The sequence below is a fragment of the Bifidobacterium pseudocatenulatum DSM 20438 = JCM 1200 = LMG 10505 genome (genome assembly GCF_001025215.1).
Taxonomy (GTDB): Bacteria; Actinomycetota; Actinomycetes; order Actinomycetales; family Bifidobacteriaceae; genus Bifidobacterium; species Bifidobacterium pseudocatenulatum.
This window is the reverse complement of record NZ_AP012330.1, coordinates 672,416-687,894: the sequence shown is the minus strand read 5'-3', so window position 1 is coordinate 687,894 and position 15,479 is coordinate 672,416. Positions and strand designations below refer to the sequence as shown.

Annotated in this window: 16 protein-coding genes, 3 tRNA genes and 1 pseudogene; 6 read left to right on the top strand and 14 right to left on the bottom strand. The window is 55.2% G+C overall.

Annotation, left to right across the window (positions count from 1 at the left end; all coding sequences use genetic code 11):
• Both BBPC_RS02840 and BBPC_RS02835 read right to left on the bottom strand, forming a co-directional pair.
• Entirely contained in the window at window positions 1-1,122 is a 1,122-nt protein-coding gene (locus tag BBPC_RS02840; protein ID WP_004219577.1) for a COG1361 S-layer family protein, read from the bottom strand.
• Window positions 1,123-1,146: 24 nt separating this feature from the next.
• Window positions 1,147-1,881: an ABC transporter ATP-binding protein gene (locus BBPC_RS02835; RefSeq protein ID WP_004219579.1), complete on the bottom strand. Its 735-nt coding sequence runs from the start codon at window positions 1,879-1,881 to the stop codon at window positions 1,147-1,149.
• Window positions 1,882-2,178: 297 nt separating this feature from the next.
• Between BBPC_RS02835 and BBPC_RS02830 the strand changes: the two genes are divergently transcribed.
• Together BBPC_RS02830 and BBPC_RS09765 are read left to right on the top strand one after the other, a co-directional pair.
• A complete protein-coding gene (locus BBPC_RS02830; RefSeq protein ID WP_004219580.1) occupies window positions 2,179-2,616 on the top strand; it encodes a hypothetical protein in 438 nt (145 codons plus the stop codon).
• Between the two features lie 287 nt (window positions 2,617-2,903).
• The gene (locus BBPC_RS09765) at window positions 2,904-3,131 is read left to right on the top strand and encodes an AAA family ATPase (protein ID WP_072043341.1); all 228 of its coding nucleotides are present in this window, start codon (window positions 2,904-2,906) and stop codon (window positions 3,129-3,131) included.
• Here BBPC_RS09765 and BBPC_RS02825 read toward each other — a convergent pair.
• The 12 genes and pseudogenes from BBPC_RS02825 to BBPC_RS02770 form a co-directional block, all read right to left on the bottom strand.
• The gene (locus BBPC_RS02825; RefSeq protein ID WP_033524268.1) at window positions 3,091-3,990 is read right to left on the bottom strand and encodes an SPFH domain-containing protein; all 900 of its coding nucleotides are present in this window, start codon (window positions 3,988-3,990) and stop codon (window positions 3,091-3,093) included. The two genes, BBPC_RS09765 and BBPC_RS02825, sit on opposite strands and share 41 nt — an antisense overlap.
• Before the next feature lie 255 nt (window positions 3,991-4,245).
• Window positions 4,246-4,503 (bottom strand): mycoredoxin, encoded by a 258-nt coding sequence (locus BBPC_RS02820; protein WP_004219588.1) that lies wholly within the window; start codon window positions 4,501-4,503, stop codon window positions 4,246-4,248.
• 187 nt (window positions 4,504-4,690) lie between these two features.
• Window positions 4,691-5,191: pseudogene (locus BBPC_RS02815) on the bottom strand (PLP-dependent transferase); the annotation flags it as partial.
• 453 nt (window positions 5,192-5,644) lie between these two features.
• Window positions 5,645-6,823, bottom strand: a complete 1,179-nt coding sequence (locus tag BBPC_RS02810) for a pyridoxal phosphate-dependent aminotransferase (RefSeq protein ID WP_004219595.1) — start codon at window positions 6,821-6,823, stop codon at window positions 5,645-5,647.
• A 62-nt stretch (window positions 6,824-6,885) separates the two neighbouring features.
• Window positions 6,886-7,545, bottom strand: a complete 660-nt coding sequence (locus tag BBPC_RS02805; RefSeq protein WP_004219596.1) for a methionine ABC transporter permease — start codon at window positions 7,543-7,545, stop codon at window positions 6,886-6,888.
• 5 nt (window positions 7,546-7,550) lie between these two features.
• Window positions 7,551-8,612 carry a methionine ABC transporter ATP-binding protein gene (locus BBPC_RS02800; RefSeq protein WP_004219598.1) on the bottom strand — a complete coding sequence of 354 codons (1,062 nt, stop codon included), beginning with the start codon at window positions 8,610-8,612 and terminating at the stop codon, window positions 7,551-7,553.
• 155 nt (window positions 8,613-8,767) lie between these two features.
• A complete protein-coding gene (locus tag BBPC_RS02795) occupies window positions 8,768-9,646 on the bottom strand; it encodes a MetQ/NlpA family ABC transporter substrate-binding protein (protein WP_004219599.1) in 879 nt (292 codons plus the stop codon).
• A gap of 39 nt (window positions 9,647-9,685) precedes the next feature.
• Window positions 9,686-10,708: a ketopantoate reductase family protein gene (locus tag BBPC_RS02790; RefSeq protein ID WP_033524267.1), complete on the bottom strand. Its 1,023-nt coding sequence runs from the start codon at window positions 10,706-10,708 to the stop codon at window positions 9,686-9,688.
• Between the two features lie 254 nt (window positions 10,709-10,962).
• The gene (locus BBPC_RS02785; RefSeq protein ID WP_004219603.1) at window positions 10,963-11,871 is read right to left on the bottom strand and encodes a cysteine ABC transporter substrate-binding protein; all 909 of its coding nucleotides are present in this window, start codon (window positions 11,869-11,871) and stop codon (window positions 10,963-10,965) included.
• Between the two features lie 69 nt (window positions 11,872-11,940).
• Entirely contained in the window at window positions 11,941-12,789 is an 849-nt protein-coding gene (locus BBPC_RS02780) for an amino acid ABC transporter ATP-binding protein (RefSeq protein ID WP_004219604.1), read from the bottom strand.
• Window positions 12,782-13,456: an amino acid ABC transporter permease gene (locus BBPC_RS02775; RefSeq protein WP_004219606.1), complete on the bottom strand. Its 675-nt coding sequence runs from the start codon at window positions 13,454-13,456 to the stop codon at window positions 12,782-12,784. The genes BBPC_RS02780 and BBPC_RS02775 overlap by 8 nt, the downstream gene beginning before the upstream one ends.
• Window positions 13,443-14,099 (bottom strand): amino acid ABC transporter permease, encoded by a 657-nt coding sequence (locus BBPC_RS02770; protein WP_004219607.1) that lies wholly within the window; start codon window positions 14,097-14,099, stop codon window positions 13,443-13,445. Before BBPC_RS02770 ends, BBPC_RS02775 begins: the two co-directional genes overlap by 14 nt.
• Before the next feature lie 273 nt (window positions 14,100-14,372).
• Here BBPC_RS02770 and BBPC_RS02765 point away from each other — a divergent pair, with 273 nt between their 5' ends.
• From BBPC_RS02765 to BBPC_RS02750, 4 genes are all read left to right on the top strand, one after another.
• Window positions 14,373-14,981 carry a GNAT family N-acetyltransferase gene (locus BBPC_RS02765; RefSeq protein WP_226555485.1) on the top strand — a complete coding sequence of 203 codons (609 nt, stop codon included), beginning with the start codon at window positions 14,373-14,375 and terminating at the stop codon, window positions 14,979-14,981.
• Between the two features lie 84 nt (window positions 14,982-15,065).
• Window positions 15,066-15,137: transfer RNA gene (locus BBPC_RS02760), tRNA-Val, on the top strand.
• 45 nt (window positions 15,138-15,182) lie between these two features.
• Window positions 15,183-15,255 (top strand) — tRNA-Val (locus BBPC_RS02755).
• 33 nt (window positions 15,256-15,288) lie between these two features.
• Window positions 15,289-15,364 (top strand) — tRNA-Gly (locus BBPC_RS02750).
• Window positions 15,365-15,479: the final 115 nt, after the last annotated feature.

Below are 15,479 nucleotides of genomic sequence, written 5' to 3'. Positions count from 1 at the left end.
TCACTCCTTGGCGGAGGGCACGGAATCAATCACCTGGGTCGGCGCGTCAATGGCACCAGCCGTATTAGCCGCACCATCATCAGCACCTGCATGCGAATCGGAGGGATCCCAATCCCAATCGTCATCCTCGGCAGCCTTCTTCGCCTTCTTGCGGCGACGCACAACCACCACAACCACAATGGCGATCACGGCAACGACAGCCACGGCAACGACAATCCACACCCAAGTCGGAATGCCTTGATTTTCCTGCGGGTCAACATCCATACCGGGATCGGCGGGAGCCGGAGCCTCAGACACCGTAATCTTCACCGGCGATTCCTTGGTCTGCTGCTGGCCGTCGGCATCCTCGTACGTCACCTTCAGCTTGGCATCATATTCGCCGGCCGCATCCGCAGTGAAAGCGAATCCGATGGAACCAGAAGCGCCGGACGCCACATTGCCGATATACTGCGTGGCTTGCGTGGCGGTGATGCCGTCACCCTCGATGGACGCTTCGACATTGGATACATCCCCCTTGCCCTTGTTCACGTATTCCATGGAAATGGTGGATTCCTCGCCCGCATTGATGGCGTCTGGAAGCACGGGATCGCCCAGTTCGAAACGGTCGGGCTGCGAAACAGGTACGGAAATCTTGATATCCGAAGTGTTGGAATTGCGGGTGCCGCCATCGACATACTCGTATTTGAAGTTGATATCGATGCCCTGCGCGCCGTTCTTCGCACTCGACAGCACCTGCATGGGCACGGTCTGGGTCAGGGAATAGCCCGCCCACAGCGAATCGTAGTAGAACGTGTTCGTACCGCCGGAAATGGCGAAATTCTCGCCGCCATCAACGGTCACGACCATATTGCCGACCGCGACCTTGCCCATATTCTGGAAGGTGAAGCCAAGATCGAAATTCGTGCCGACCGCCACGGAACCGTCGCCATAGGTGAAGTTGGTGATGATGATGTTCGGCACCGGACCGGCCGGCTGCACGGTGGAGCCGCCGTTGTTGTCGTCAGTGCCATCACCGTCTTCGGCGAGCGCCGTCGGCACAATGCAGGTCAGCGCGATGGCGATGGACGCCATCAATGCGATGAGCATGTTGATGAATTTTGCGGAATGGTTGCTGTTACTCATGGAATTTCCTTCTCTTCTCTGCCGTCACGCGTTGTTCATCAGACGGTCATCGATGATGCGTCCGTCAAGTAGCGTTACGATACGGTCGGCATATTGCGCCATATTGTCATCGTGGGTGACGAGCACGATGGTTTGGTCGAGGTCGCGAGCGAACGCGCAGATCATGTTCATCACGTCGGTTTTGGTTTTGGAGTCGAGGTTGCCGGTCGGTTCGTCGGCGAATACGACTTGCGGTCTGGCTGCGAACGCTCGCGCGATGCCGACACGCTGTTGCTGTCCGCCCGACATTTGCGTCGGGTAGTGGTTCATGCGTTTGCCGAGCCCTACTCGTTTCAGCATTTTCTTGGCGATTGCCTCACGCTTGTTTTTCGGCATGCCTTGGAACATCAGCGGCATTGCCACGTTTTCCACGGCAGTCAGATTGGGAAGCAGGTTGTATGACTGGAATACGAAACCAAGATGTTTTTGCCGAAATTCCGCCAATTGCCGTTCATTCAACCGAGAAATGGGCACTCCCCCGATGCGCACGCCGCCTTTGGTCGGTTTTTCCATACCTGCTAGCTGGTTCAGCAGAGTGGATTTGCCAGAACCGGATTCGCCGTAGATACAGCAGATCTGCCCTTGCGGAATGGTGAGATTGATGCGTTCCAGCGCCACGACGGTTTCGTCGAGCACCGGATATTCCTTACGCAGATTCTTGACTTCGATGATGGGCCTGCGCGTCCCCGCCATCGACTCTTGCCCTTCATGATCTGTCATAGTCTTCGTTGCCCTCCCCCACACGGCGTCAATACGTCTGTCCCACAACCGAGTTTATACCGTTTTCCAGTTCCCTGCATCCCTTAGGGGAACACCCCGAGAAGCACAGACCCCGTCTCACATCCTCCTAAAGCAACCCTAACTAGGGTGGTTTTCTCGTTTCGTGCCAAAAACACTTCGTTTCGTGCCAGACGGCAAAATCCCCGAATCTCGCAAAAATAGAATGAAAACAACGAGGCAGACATTCGGATGACGTTGTCGGAAGCGTCATCCGCATATCACACAAGGGGAACCATCATGCGTCGTCGTTTTACTCAAACCGAGGTGTATTACCTGAACACCCTGCCCGCGGTAGAGCGAGCTTCCATGGACCGCATCACGTACTCGAAGGAATTTCAGGTGCGTTGCATGGCGCAATATCTGCGCGGCAACGGTCCTACCAGTATTTTCGCCAGCGCAGGTCTTGATCCGAAAATCATGGGAGGCAAGCGCATCGAACGCGCGATCGCCCGTTGGAAAGCCGATCCGAAAATCATGCTTGAAGCACAGACGTTGGCAAACAAATCCGATTCCGGGCAGCGCGATCTGCTGGTGATCACCCAAGCCATGACCATCAAATGGCTGGAAAAGAAAGTCATGGACCTGCAGAAACAGCTTCACCTGCTTGAATCACATGCGATGAACTGCTCACTGCCGAATTCAAACTCCAAGGAAGGTCTTGTCAGCATGGCGTGACATACGCCGAAACGTATGACATGCGTGCGCAAAACACGGTCATTGCCGACAGGCCAATCACATAGACGTGCGTTGCGGTACGGCAACGCGCCAAACAATAATCCCTCCTTTCACCGCCGCGCTCTCCGTCACATATAAGCGGCCGTCTCGAAAGGAGGGATTCTTCATGCCTCTGGAACGTCAGCGAAACATCCTCGCCCCGTATCGACACTCTGCATTTCGTGTATAAAACGCGCTGTCCTTACTCTGCATTTCGTGTAAATGCCTTAATTTTCAAGGAGTACACCATGCTCTTCAGGCGCAAGACATATCAAACACTCATGGCTTGGAAAAGCCAGTCGAATGGCAAGCGCGCCATGCTTATTGAGGGAGCACGACGTGTTGGAAAAAGCACTTTGGCGCAAGAATTCGCACAACACGAATACGAAGGTCATCTTGTCATCGATGCAGAGCATCGGCACGGCTATTTTGCGACTATTTCGCAGCTTCGTCCGCGGACATCATGGCCTGGGTGATCTGGTCGCGCATCTCGTTGAAACCGCCAGGCGTCGAAGCCGGCAACACCACCGTCTTCGCATTCTGCGACGAGGCGAGATTACGCATGGTGTCGAGATACTGGTTGAACAACACCACATTGTTCACGTCGTTCACGTTCATGCCGACTGCCTGCAGACTCTTGATCTGGTCGACGATACCATTGGCGATCTCACGACGATAGTTGGCCTGGCCTTCACCCTGAAGACGGGTCTTCTCAGCCTCGGCTGCCGCCTGGGTCTCGATCTGAATACGCTGGGCTTCGGCGCGCTGACGGGTGGCCTCCTTCTCGCGCTGGGCAGCGTTGATGGAATCCATGGCGTTCTTGACCTGCGGACTCGGATCGATGGCAGTGATCAGCGTCTTGACCACAGTGAAACCGAAGCGGGACATTTCGTTGCCGACGGTCTTCTGTACGTCAAAAGCCACATCGTCCTTACGGGAGAAGGCATCGTCCAAAGACAATGCAGGAATGGCGGAACGCAGCGCATCCTCCATGTAGGAACGCAGCTGACCAGCCGGATCACGCAGCTCATAGTATGCGGTGGCCACATTGCTCGGGTCAACACGGAACTGAGTGGACGCCACCACCGTGACGAACACATTGTCAAGCGTCTTGGTCTCCAACTGCACATTAAGCTGATTGACGCGCATGTTGGTTTTCATGGCGATACGGTCCACGAACGGGATTCGAATATGAATGCCGGCGAACTGCACCTTGTTGAATTTGCCGAAACGCTCAATAATATAGGCCTGCTGCTGCGGCACGATAAACAACGTGGACAGGAACAGGAACGCGACGATAAGTGCAATGACAAGGAGCGTAATAAGGAACGGCATGACATTACTCCCTTCTTTGGTTTTCTCTCGAAAGCCTGTTGATTGACGGCTTTCCGTAGGTTCTGCAACCATTGCCGAACCCAAGCAAAAACTTACCAAAGAATGCAATCACGTGCAGACAATGTCCGCGAGTTGGGCAAAGTCCATTCGGAAGCCGGACATCGACCGTCCGGAAGCCGACCCACATACGTCTACGAGCCGAACAGGAGACAATTCTCCTTGTCCGACTCGTGAGATGGCATACGCAATGTTGAATCAGATCAGGCCGAGTTCCTTGCATTTGGCTTGCAACTGCGTGGCCGAAGGCTCCACCAGCCATGAGCCATCGGCGAACCGAATCACGGGAATGTGCTGTTGTCCGCTGATCGCAATGGCCTTCTCTGCAGCACCATCCTCATGCTCGATATCATGAAGGCTGTAGGCGACCCCGAAACGGTCTAGTGCTGCCTTGGCTCGATGGCAGTCGCCGCACCAGTCGGCTCCATAGAAATCAATTGCCGCATTGTCAATCATAAAATCACTCCTTACGAGGCATTAATCTCATCAAATTTAGGCGATGCCTCAAGCAACATCTTCGTATACGCATCTTTAGGGTGTCGTAACACGGAACCGACAGCTCCATATTCGACAAGATGGCCGTCTTTCATTACCGTCACCTCATCCGCAACTTCCTGAACAATGTCCAAATCTCATACTCATGCCCCGACAATCCCGGATAATGCACGGATTTTACCAGCGGATGCAGCAACAGATAGCTGGAGATCGCACGCGCGTTCTCCTGCTGGCGGTCCATGCGCAGGGCGAGCGTCTGAATACCACGACGCACCGAATCGCATTCGTTCGGCGCAAGCACGCCACCCAAACGATTCTGCGCGAAGTAGACACGTTTGCCCAACCCGTCGTCCTTGACCACCACAAGACCGGCGTTGACTTCGGAATGGCCGGCCAGATACTTGGTAGCGGAATGGATGACGATGTCGGCACCTTGGTCGAGCGGCAGCTGCAGATACGGGGTAACGAATGTGTTGTCGACAATGGAAATCGCACCATAGCGATGAGCGATTTCAGCAATCTTCGTCACATTGTTGACCTGCAGCAACGGATTGGTAAGAACTTCGAAATACACGGCCTTCGCCGGACAACCATGCGCGGGTCCCTTGGCGGAGTGCCCGGAAACAGCGGCATCAAGCGCTTCGTAGTCGGCGGGTTCACGGCTCCGGTGTTGTTATCGTTGACCGGCAGTCCGTGGACAAACTGAGTGTTGAATCTGGTCATGATGTGCACCCCCTTGGGTTGTGGTTCATTGCCGCGTGCCATTCACGCGGTCGCTGGTACCCACTAAACCGCATCCTGCGTTTCAACGCGCGCCGCGCCTTATCAACGTTGGCTATAGAACGCGCGAATCGCCATAACATTTTCCTGTAAGCAGCTATCAAACGGCGGAGATGCAAGACACCGCACCGCAATCGCAAAAACGTCGCCTGCATAAGGAGCGTGTGTCGGTTTCCTAAGGGAAAGACGTTTCGATGGCAATTGGAGGATGGGACGTCCACAACCGATCGAAAGACGATCGCAAACAATCGGAGGAAAATAGGAAAAGCGATTGCGCAAGCACGCAATCGCTCATCCATGCAAAAAGGCTACGTAGGAAAAATTACGCTAGCACAGCAGTCACCCGGCGCACAGCCTCACGCAACTGGTCCTCGGATTTAAGCAGGCTGAATCGTACGTAATCCTTGCCTACTTTGCCGAAACACGTGCCCGGCAGCGCGGCGACGGCCGCACGTTCCAGCAGCGTGTCGGCAAATTGTTCACCCGTCTGATCTTCAGGAGCGTGCACCCAAGCGTAGATGCCACCGTCTGAATCGAAAACATCAAGTCCGGCTTCACGCAATCCGCCTGCCACGATTTCGCGACGAGACGCATACCGTTCCGCAAGTTCGGCCACACAGCTCTGATCCGACAGCAGTGCCACAGTGCCCGCGTCTTGAATGCTGGACGTAACCATGGAACCCATTTGATAGTGGTACTGCTTCACATGAGACACAATGTCGTCGTTGCCCGCGATGAAACCGGCACGCCAGCCGGCCATCGCATACATTTTCGACAGCGAGCATACTTCCACCGCAATATCGAAGGCACCCGGCAGCGACAGTATGCTGATTTGCTGCGCATCGACCCCCAATCCCGCATAAGCGAAATCCTGCACGATCGCGAAATGATATTCATGAGCCAAATCGATGGCACGTTGCAGAAACCCACGCGGAGCCTGCGCACCCGTCGGATTGTTCGGATAGTTGAGCACCAGCACTTTCACACGATTCCACACTTGCGCAGGCACCGCATCCAAGTCCGGCAGGAAGCCGCGCTCTGGCAGTGACGGCAGCAGAACCTCCTCGGCACGGCTCATCACCGTCATGCAATGATACGAGGGGTAATACGGATCCGCATATGCCACAGCATCGCCCGGCGAAACAAGCACGGCGAACAGCGCCGCGAGACCATCAACCGCGCCCTCCACGGCAAAAAGCTGTGTTTTCCAATCAACCTCAACACCATACGTGTTGCGATACCACTGTTCGGCAGCCTGCAGAAAACTCGGCTTGCCATCGAACGGCGAATAACGGGCATTGGCCGGATCGTCAACCGCCTTTTTGGCCACTTCTCGAATGAAGTCAGCGGGGAACGCATCCGGATTGCCTTTGGCCAGGTCGATCACGTCGGCCCCGTCCGCAACCGCGGCAGCCACTTTGCGATCCATATCGGCGAACACATTCGGCGGAATCGACTGCGCCACCGTAGTGAACGCAACAGGAGAAACATACGAAGTCATTCATCAACCCTCTCTATCATCGTGCGACTGTATATGCGCACATTCACGCATATACGCAACCATCAGTGCGTCACCTTGCGTGCGAACCAATCGCCGATCCATTGAATGATCTGCACAATGACGATCAGAATAATAACAATCACGACGAGCACGCCGGTTTCGTAACGGTTATAGCCGTATTGAATGGCCATATCGCCGATGCCGCCAGCGCCGATCGTTCCGACCATTGCGGAATAGCCAATCAGTGAAATAATGGTGAGCACCACACCACGAATGAACGACGGCAAGGCCTGAGGGAATACCGCATCCACAATGATTTGGCGTGTGGTGGCACCAGTGGAGATGGCAGCTTCAAGCAAGCCCGGATCAACTTCGGAAAACGCGCTTTCCGCGATTCGCGCAAAGAACGGCACCGCGGCGATCGACAGGGAAATTGCGCCACCTGTCGGCGTGTAAGGATCACCCAGAATCAATTGCGCAACCGGAATAAGCACCACCATGAGAATCAGGAACGGCAGCGAACGAATCGCGTTGACGATGAAACCGACAATAACGTTCAACGCATGATTCGGCGTGAACAAACGATTTTCGGTCAAATACAGCAGCAACGCCACCAACGTGCCCAACACCACGCCGATAATCGCCGACACCACAACCATGTATGCCGTGTCGATCAACGCCTGACCGAGATTGTCTTGAAGGATTTCCAGAGTTTCTTCCATTGTTCTCACGCCTCCTGATTATCCGCAGCTTCGGCGGCCACAACCAGCTGCCCACGATCAAGTTCCCGATAGCTGAACACATGCGTTCTCAACGTATTCAACGCCTGCACCAGCGGCTCCCCCGCGCCAGAAACGAGCACAATCAGAATGCCGATGGCCTGCGAACCGAAATACTCCACATTCGCATGCAGCACGTCGATGCTCACGCCGTAATCCTGCGCGACCCGGCTGATGAGCGGTTCGAGTGCCGCATCCCCCTTGTATCGCAGTTCCACGATGGTGCCGGCCGGCAGCGACGGCACCAGCTGCGGCGGCACCGCAATGCCCAGATAGCATTCCACCAACGCTTTGGTGGTCGGATGCTTCGGCGTGCTGAACACGTCGAAGGTGTTGCCTTGCTCCACTACCACACCGTTTTCCATAACGGCCACTCGGTCGAAAATCTGCTTCGCCACGTCAAGCTGATGCGTGATGAACACGATGGTAATGCCCAGTTCGCGGTTGATGCGTTGCAGAAGCGCCAGAATGCCTTCCGTGGTTTCCAGGTCAAGTGCGCTGGTAGCTTCATCGCACAGCAGGATTTCCGGCTTGTTGGCGAGCGCACGTGCGATGGATACACGCTGTTTTTGCCCGCCCGACAGGCTTGACGGGTAGCTGTCGATTTTGTTTTCCAAACCGACCAGTGCCAGCAGTTCGCGGATGCGTGCCGACCATTGCGCTTTCGGATATCCGCCGGCTTTCAGCGCGAATTCGATGTTCTTGCCGACCGTGACATTGGTGATCAGGTTGAATCCTTGGAAAATAAAGCCGATTTTCTTGCGCAGGTCGCGCAGCTGACCGCCTTTGAGTGCGGTGATGTCGCTGCCGTCGATCACCACATGACCGCCCGTCGGTCGTTCCAGCAGGTTGATGGTGCGCACCAACGTGGATTTGCCTGCTCCGGAGAAGCCCACGATGCCGAAGATTTCGCCTTTTTCCACGCTGATGTTCACATGTTTGACCGCTTCGACGGTTCGTCCGCCTTCATGAAAGGTCACGGACACGTCGTTGAGTTCAATAACGCTCATGGTTCGTTCCTCATTCCGTTCAAGTACGTGTTTACGTTCGTTCGATACGTTTCGTTCGATACGTTTCGTTCGATGAATCTCGTTTGCATAAAGCCCGTATGAGTTTCCCAATTCATACGGGTCTTTGCATATTACCTATCGCCGCGCTGCAGCGGTCACCAAGTGGTCGGCTTGCCGAAATCCTTGAACTCGCTCTTGGCGATGGCGTCCTTGAATTTCTGACTGACGAGCAGTTTCTTGACGGCCTTGCCGAAGTCGGAATCGACGTCCTGGGTACGGACCACGAACACTTCGATCACGCCATCATCCTGCTTTTCCATGGCGAGCGCGTCGGCAGGCTTCAGATCAGCAGCCCAAGAGTAGTTGCCCGGCACCAGAGCCACATCAACGGTGTCCAAGGAACGGGCCAGCTGTGCAGCATCGATCGTTTTGATTTTGAGGTTCTTCGGATTGGATGCGATATCGTTGACCGTGGCCTTGGTGGCATCGACTTCGCCCTTGAGCGTCACCAGACCCTGCTGCTGGAGCACGCCGAGAGAACGTGCCAGGTTAGAGCCATCGTTCGCGATTGCGACCGTAGCTCCGTCTTCGATGTCATCGATGGACTTGTACTTGTTGGAATAGATGCCCAGGCCAAGGGTTGGGGTCTGTCCAAGGGCGGTCAGGTCGAGATTGTTGTCGGCGGTGAACTTCTTCAGATAATTGCCATGCTGGAAAAGATTCGCCTGAATGGAACCAGATGCAAGTGCCTGATTGGGCTGCACATAATCGTTGAACAGCTTGGTTTTCAGTTTGAAACCGTCATCTTTCAGCAGTGGCGCGATGACCTTGTCGACCATGTCGCCGTATGGTCCTGCGCACACGCCGACGGTGATTGTGGTGGTTTTGCCCTTCGTGGTGTTCAGGCTTTCCTTGGATGCGGATGCGCCGTTGCCGGAACCGCATGCCGCAACGGAAATAAGTGTTGCAGCGGCAAGTACTGCTGCAACGATTCGTTTGATGCCGTTCGGCTTCTTGAAAATAGCGATGGTCATGGTTGTTTTCCCTCTCCTACTTGTTTTGAAAAAATACGATTATTCCGTTACCGGCTTACTGGCTTCGACGTCGGCTTTGGCCTGTGCGACGATGTCTGGATTGTGGATGGCGAAGGCTTGTTCGGCGAGATGCACTTCGCGGGTTAGGAATTCGTGCAGCTTGCATTCGTAGCCATGCTCGCGTCCGACTTTGGCGATATAGCCGTTGATGTAGTCGACTTCCGTTGGACGTCCCTTGGTCAGGTCTTGATACATGGACGGATAGTGCAGCGGATGTGCCACGCCCGCGGTGTGCAGAATGGTTTCGACTTCCGTTTCGCGCGTGCCCAACAGTTGGTATCCGGCTGCTTCGGCCGCACTGTAGGCTTCATCGACCAGCTGTTCGGTGAGCCAGCGTGCGTCGGGATGCGCATGGAATTCGCCGAAACGAATCTGGTACATGGTACACAGCGTGTTCAGTACCGAGTTGAATACGATTTTCGCCATGCACATGCCGATGAAGTTGTCCACGATGGTCGGGTTGAGCGTGGCCGTTACGAAATCCTCGTACAGCGCCTGCTCGTGTTTGCGCACCTCGTCAGTCACATCATCCGCGTAGGCACACAGGTTCATGGCCTTGGCATGTACTCCGCCGGTGAAGTTGAAATCGCCGGGGCCGTACACGTAGGCACCGATCAGTGCGGTACCGCCGTAAATGCGGTCTGTGGAGAAGTATTCGTTGAGCTTTTCGAAGTGTCCATAGCCGTTCATGGCGGAGAACACGATCTGCTTCTCATTGAACAGATGGGCGCAGCGCTTGAGCACGCCGTCAAGCTGCATCTGCTTGAGGAACACGATCCACACGTCCGGCTGGCCGGCGTATTCCTCCGGATAGTACACGTTGATCGGCACGAGATGGCGGTCTTCACCGTCTTGCGACACGTAGGCACCGCCCTGCTCGCGGATCTTCTCGACGTTCGGCTTCCATGTATCGACGAAGTCGACGTCTTTGTGCGCGAATTCCTGCAGCAGCACACCGTACTGGATGCCCATTCCGCCGGCACCGATCACTGCGTACTTCATGTTCCGCGCTCCTCTCTCGTAAAACATCTCGCTTGTTTTTCAAGCCGACAATCACAAGATATCGGAAAAACAACATGGCAACATCGGCGTGGCTATATACGCTTTTTATGGAAGGCGCGAATCGTAATAATTGTTTTTTATATAGCGTTATCAGCAATCATATATTTGTATGTAAATATGATTATGTGAATATAGAAAAACCTTCCGCCTGAAGCGACGGAAGGTTCAAAATATTTAGTTTGATTAACTAGTTATCAGTCGACCACACCTTTTTCGACCACGATTTCATCAGGATCGACTTCGTCGCCATACACCGGCTTCAGTGTCTCCTCATAATCCTTGTGGAAGAAGTTTTCATCGCCAAGCTTGTCGATTTCGTCGTTGATCCAGTCAAGCAATTCCTTATTGCCCTTCTGCACTGCGGCAGCGATGGTGTCCTTATCGCCCAGTTCGGTAATACCGACCTTGAAGCCCTTGTTGGACTTGGCCCATGCGAGCACCTCGGTGTTGTCGGTGGAGAAGGCGTCGCCACGGCCGTCGAGCAGCGCGTTGTAGGCATCGGCGTACTGGTCGTACTTCTGCAGCTTGATGTCGGGGTAGTTTTTCTCGAAGAAGGTTTCGGCGGTGGTGCCCTTGGTCACGATCAGGGTCTTGCCCTTGAGCTGGTCAACGTCGGTGATTTCGGCGTTTTCCGGGGAAACGACGCCCAACGCCACCTTCATGTACGGCTTGGCGAAGTCGACCTTCTCCTTGCGCTCGTCGGTGACGGTGAAGTTGGCCAGCGTGATGTCGACCTTGTTGGAGGTGAGCACGTCGACTCGGGCGGCGGCGTCAACGGAGGTGTATTCAACGTCTACGCCAAGATCCTTGCCCAAGCGCTCGGCGAAGTAGACGTCGTAGCCGGCATAGTTGCCGTCCTTGTCGACGTAGCCGAACGGAGCCTTGTCGGAGAACACGGCGACCTTGAGCTTGCCGGACTTCTTGATCTCATCCAGAGTGCGGGCGGTGGCGCTGCTGCTGGAACTGGAATCGCTACCCGTGGAGCCTTCGTCGCTCGGAGTGGCCGCGGACGGACCGCAAGCAGCCACGGAGGCTGCCATGATCAACGCGGCCGATGCGGCCACGATGCTCTTGAATGTTTTGTTGATGATTGATGCGGTCATGGTTTCTCCTCTCTTGCAAAGATAACTGCTATCAAAATCTTGGGTTTCGCCGATTCGCGCTATTTCGCGCTACTGCTCGGACCGTTCGGATTGCTCGGCTGATTTACGATGCCGATCGAATTCAAACGTATGCAGGAACTGCTTGGCACGTTCGGTGGTCGGATTGGTGAAGAATCGTTCGGCATCGTCGGACCGTTCCACAATGCCGCCATCTTCAAGCAGGATCACCTGGTCGGCGATGGCTCGCGCGAATTGCATTTCGTGCGTCACGATGAGCATGGTCTGGCCGGAATCGGCGAGTTCGAGCATCACGTCGAGCACTTCGCGCACCATTTCCGGATCGAGCGCGGCGGTGACTTCGTCGAACAGCAGCACTTCCGGATGCAGGATCAGCGCACGGCAGATGGCCACGCGTTGACGCTGGCCGCCGGAAAGCTCGTGCGGCCAGGAATCCTTGCGGTCGGCAAGGCCGACGCGTTCCAGAAGCCTGATCGCCTCCTGCTCGACTTCGCCCTTATCTCGCTTCTGCACCAAGGTCGGCGCCAGTGTGATGTTGCCAAGCACGGTTTTGTTGGGAAACAGGTCGTAGCTTTGGAACACCATGCCAACGCGGGTGCGTAGTTCGCTGCTGCGCTTGCTGCGTCCAGCGGACTCAGTGCCCGGCTTGCCCGTTTCGATCACTTCGCCGTTGAGCGAAATGGTGCCGCCCTGAATCGGCTCAAGGCCTGCGATGGTGCGCAACAACGTCGATTTGCCGGAACCGGAAGGCCCAACAATCACAAACACCTTGCCATGCGGCACGTCGAACGAAATATCGTTCAGCACTGGCCTGTCGGCATTGGCGTACTGCTTGACCAAATGCGCAATCCCAAGACTTGCCTGGCCTGCCTGAGTCTGCTTGCCCGCTGCATCAGTCATGCGACCACCTCTTTTCCAGTCGGCGGGCCACGATGGACAGCGGCCAGCACACGATGAAGTACATGAAGAAAATCACCCCGTAGATCCACAAGGTTCCGGTCGGGTATTGGAAACGGTTCGCGTCGATGATCTGTTGACCCACTTTGATGACCTCGACCACGCCGAGAAGCACGGCCAACGACGTCGTTTTCACGATTCGTGTCGCCAGATTCACCGAAGCCGGCAGAAGCCTACGCAACGCTTGCGGCAGAATCACTGTGACGAACGTCTGCCAGCCACTCAACCCAAGCACATACGCGGACTCATACTGGGCTTTCGGAATCGACTCAAGCGCGCCACGCACCAAATCGCCCAATTCCGCGCCGCCCCACAGCACGAACACGAACACGCATGCGCCGGTCGCATCCAAATTCCAATTCCACGCACGGGCGAAACCGTAAAACGCGATGAACAGCAACGCCAATTGCGGCATGATGCGAATGAAATCCAAATAAATCCTGGTCAACACACGAATGACAGGATTTTTCATCGTCATCAGCCAGCCGACAACCAATCCAACCGGCACGGAAAGACCCACCGACACACCGGCGATCCACACCGTAACCCACAGGCCCTGTAACAGGCGCGGAAACACGCCCGGCTCGAGCAGAATCTCAGCGCCGCTCATAGTCGAACCTCCGTTCCAGCCAAGTGCCGAACAATGAGATCGGCAGCAGAATCACCAGATATGCGACAACCAGCATCAACAACGATTCATACGTGTTGTAATACATGCCGATCAGATCCTTGGCCATGTACATCACGTCGGCGAGCGCGATGGCCGACACAACGGACGATTCCTTGATCAGGAAGATCACGTTGGCCACAATGCCCGGAATGGACGTGCTGATGGCCTGCGGTATCACCACGCGGCTCAACGTCTGCCATTGGCTTAGGCCCAGCACATACGCGGATTCGCGCTGCACGGTCGGAATGGTTTCGAGGCCGCCGCGCATCGCTTCGGCCATATACGAACCGCCAAGGAATCCGAGTCCCACGATCGCGCATTGTTCCGCGGACCAGACGACGCCAAGTTTCGGCAGACCGAAATACAGGAAATACAGTTGCACCAACAACGGCGTGTTACGGCTGAGTTCGATGTAGACGCGCACGATCTGCTTCAGCACTGGAATGCGCGCGATTTCAATGCTTGCGCAGATAAGTCCGACCACGATCGAAAGCACGATGCCGAACACGGAGATGAACAGCGTCATCTCCGCGCCGCTGACGAAGAACGGCGCGTAGTGCGTCACAAATGTCCAATCGAACACACGCGCCTCCCATCTTTCTCTTTAGGTTTTCGAATGCTCTACGGATCCCTCGGAACCTTTTCAGGCTTTTCCAGGCTTTCGCCGTGGATGCGCCCCATCGTACCGCGCAACAATCGCGGAACAGGCCACGTCGTTATCGGTTTTTCATATAAGCGTTTATCAGCTTCCGACAATACGTCCGGTGATCCTTTCACAGTATTGCACGCTGGCGTTTCCACTGTTCGCCCATATTGAAATGTGAAGATTGGGTATACCTTGCGAGAGAGTATGCACATGCTCATTCGACATGCAACGATGGAGGATTTGGACGCGATTGAGGCTGTGGAGGCTGCCTGTTTCCCACCTGCGGAGGCCGCAACGAACGAGAGCCTGACTGCACGCGTCGCCACATATCCGGAACATTTCTGGCTTTTGATCAACACTGATGCCGATGACGATGCCTGCTTCCCAGCTTCTGTGGAAGACGGCACATTGGTTGGTTTCGTCAACGGTATGACGACCAACGAAAAGGACTTGGCCGACGTCATGTATGAGGATGTTTCCATGCATGACGAGCAGGGTGATTGGCAGATGATTTTCGGCGTGGACGTGGCTCCCGTCTACCAGCATCGCGGTTGCGCCAGCTATCTGCTGCGTCGTGTGATCCTTGATTCGACGATTGCCGGACGCAAAGGCATTGTGCTGACTTGTAAGGAACGTCTTGTCGGATTTTACGCCCGCCTGGGATTCGTGGACGAAGGCATGTCTGCTTCGACGCACGGCAATGTGGCATGGCATCAGATGCGCTTGCCGTTGACGCAATCCCCTTCTGAAGAATCGTTCGTCAAGTCCGATCCAGACGCAAAAACCATGGAAATTCCAATGGTTTCGATCGCTAATTGACGGCGAGTCACCCCTCGCAACACCATCGCGACACGCCGACGATTTGCATTCCGCCGAGAATCCACGTAAGTTAGCACTCGCTTCGGGCGGTTGGCGCAGAGGTAGCGCACTTCCCTGACACGGAAGGGGTCACAAGTTCGAATCTTGTATCGCCCACGCGAAGCGGGTAACGAAGCCGGGAAACCGGTGGAATTATCCCACGGGTGATTGGCGCAGCGGCTAGCGCACTTCCTTCACACGGAAGGGGTCATAGGTTCGATTCCTATATCACCCACTGAATTTCCGCTTCTCACGGCGGAAGTTCTTTGCGGACATAGCTTAGTTGGTAAAGCGCAACCTTGCCAAGGTTGAGACCGCGGGTTCGAGTCCCGTTGTCCGCTCCACCAAGCCCCACCTCGTGTGGGGTTTTCTTTTTCTCACACATCTACTCCACTCGCGTTTTTTATATAAAAAAAAACTGCCGACACGCGGAACTTTGCACAGTCCGGCGTCGGCAGC

Coding starts and splice junctions, on each gene's coding strand:
- BBPC_RS02840 (WP_004219577.1), bottom strand. CDS start 1,122: ATGAGTAACAGCAACCATTCCGCAAAATTCATCAACATGCTCATCGCA.
- BBPC_RS02835 (WP_004219579.1), bottom strand. CDS start 1,881: ATGACAGATCATGAAGGGCAAGAGTCGATGGCGGGGACGCGCAGGCCC.
- BBPC_RS02830 (WP_004219580.1), top strand. CDS start 2,179: ATGCGTCGTCGTTTTACTCAAACCGAGGTGTATTACCTGAACACCCTG.
- BBPC_RS09765 (WP_072043341.1), top strand. CDS start 2,904: ATGCTCTTCAGGCGCAAGACATATCAAACACTCATGGCTTGGAAAAGC.
- BBPC_RS02825 (WP_033524268.1), bottom strand. CDS start 3,990: ATGCCGTTCCTTATTACGCTCCTTGTCATTGCACTTATCGTCGCGTTC.
- BBPC_RS02820 (WP_004219588.1), bottom strand. CDS start 4,503: ATGATTGACAATGCGGCAATTGATTTCTATGGAGCCGACTGGTGCGGC.
- BBPC_RS02810 (WP_004219595.1), bottom strand. CDS start 6,823: ATGACTTCGTATGTTTCTCCTGTTGCGTTCACTACGGTGGCGCAGTCG.
- BBPC_RS02805 (WP_004219596.1), bottom strand. CDS start 7,545: ATGGAAGAAACTCTGGAAATCCTTCAAGACAATCTCGGTCAGGCGTTG.
- BBPC_RS02800 (WP_004219598.1), bottom strand. CDS start 8,612: ATGAGCGTTATTGAACTCAACGACGTGTCCGTGACCTTTCATGAAGGC.
- BBPC_RS02795 (WP_004219599.1), bottom strand. CDS start 9,646: ATGACCATCGCTATTTTCAAGAAGCCGAACGGCATCAAACGAATCGTT.
- BBPC_RS02790 (WP_033524267.1), bottom strand. CDS start 10,708: ATGAAGTACGCAGTGATCGGTGCCGGCGGAATGGGCATCCAGTACGGT.
- BBPC_RS02785 (WP_004219603.1), bottom strand. CDS start 11,871: ATGACCGCATCAATCATCAACAAAACATTCAAGAGCATCGTGGCCGCA.
- BBPC_RS02780 (WP_004219604.1), bottom strand. CDS start 12,789: ATGACTGATGCAGCGGGCAAGCAGACTCAGGCAGGCCAGGCAAGTCTT.
- BBPC_RS02775 (WP_004219606.1), bottom strand. CDS start 13,456: ATGAGCGGCGCTGAGATTCTGCTCGAGCCGGGCGTGTTTCCGCGCCTG.
- BBPC_RS02765 (WP_226555485.1), top strand. CDS start 14,373: ATGCTCATTCGACATGCAACGATGGAGGATTTGGACGCGATTGAGGCT.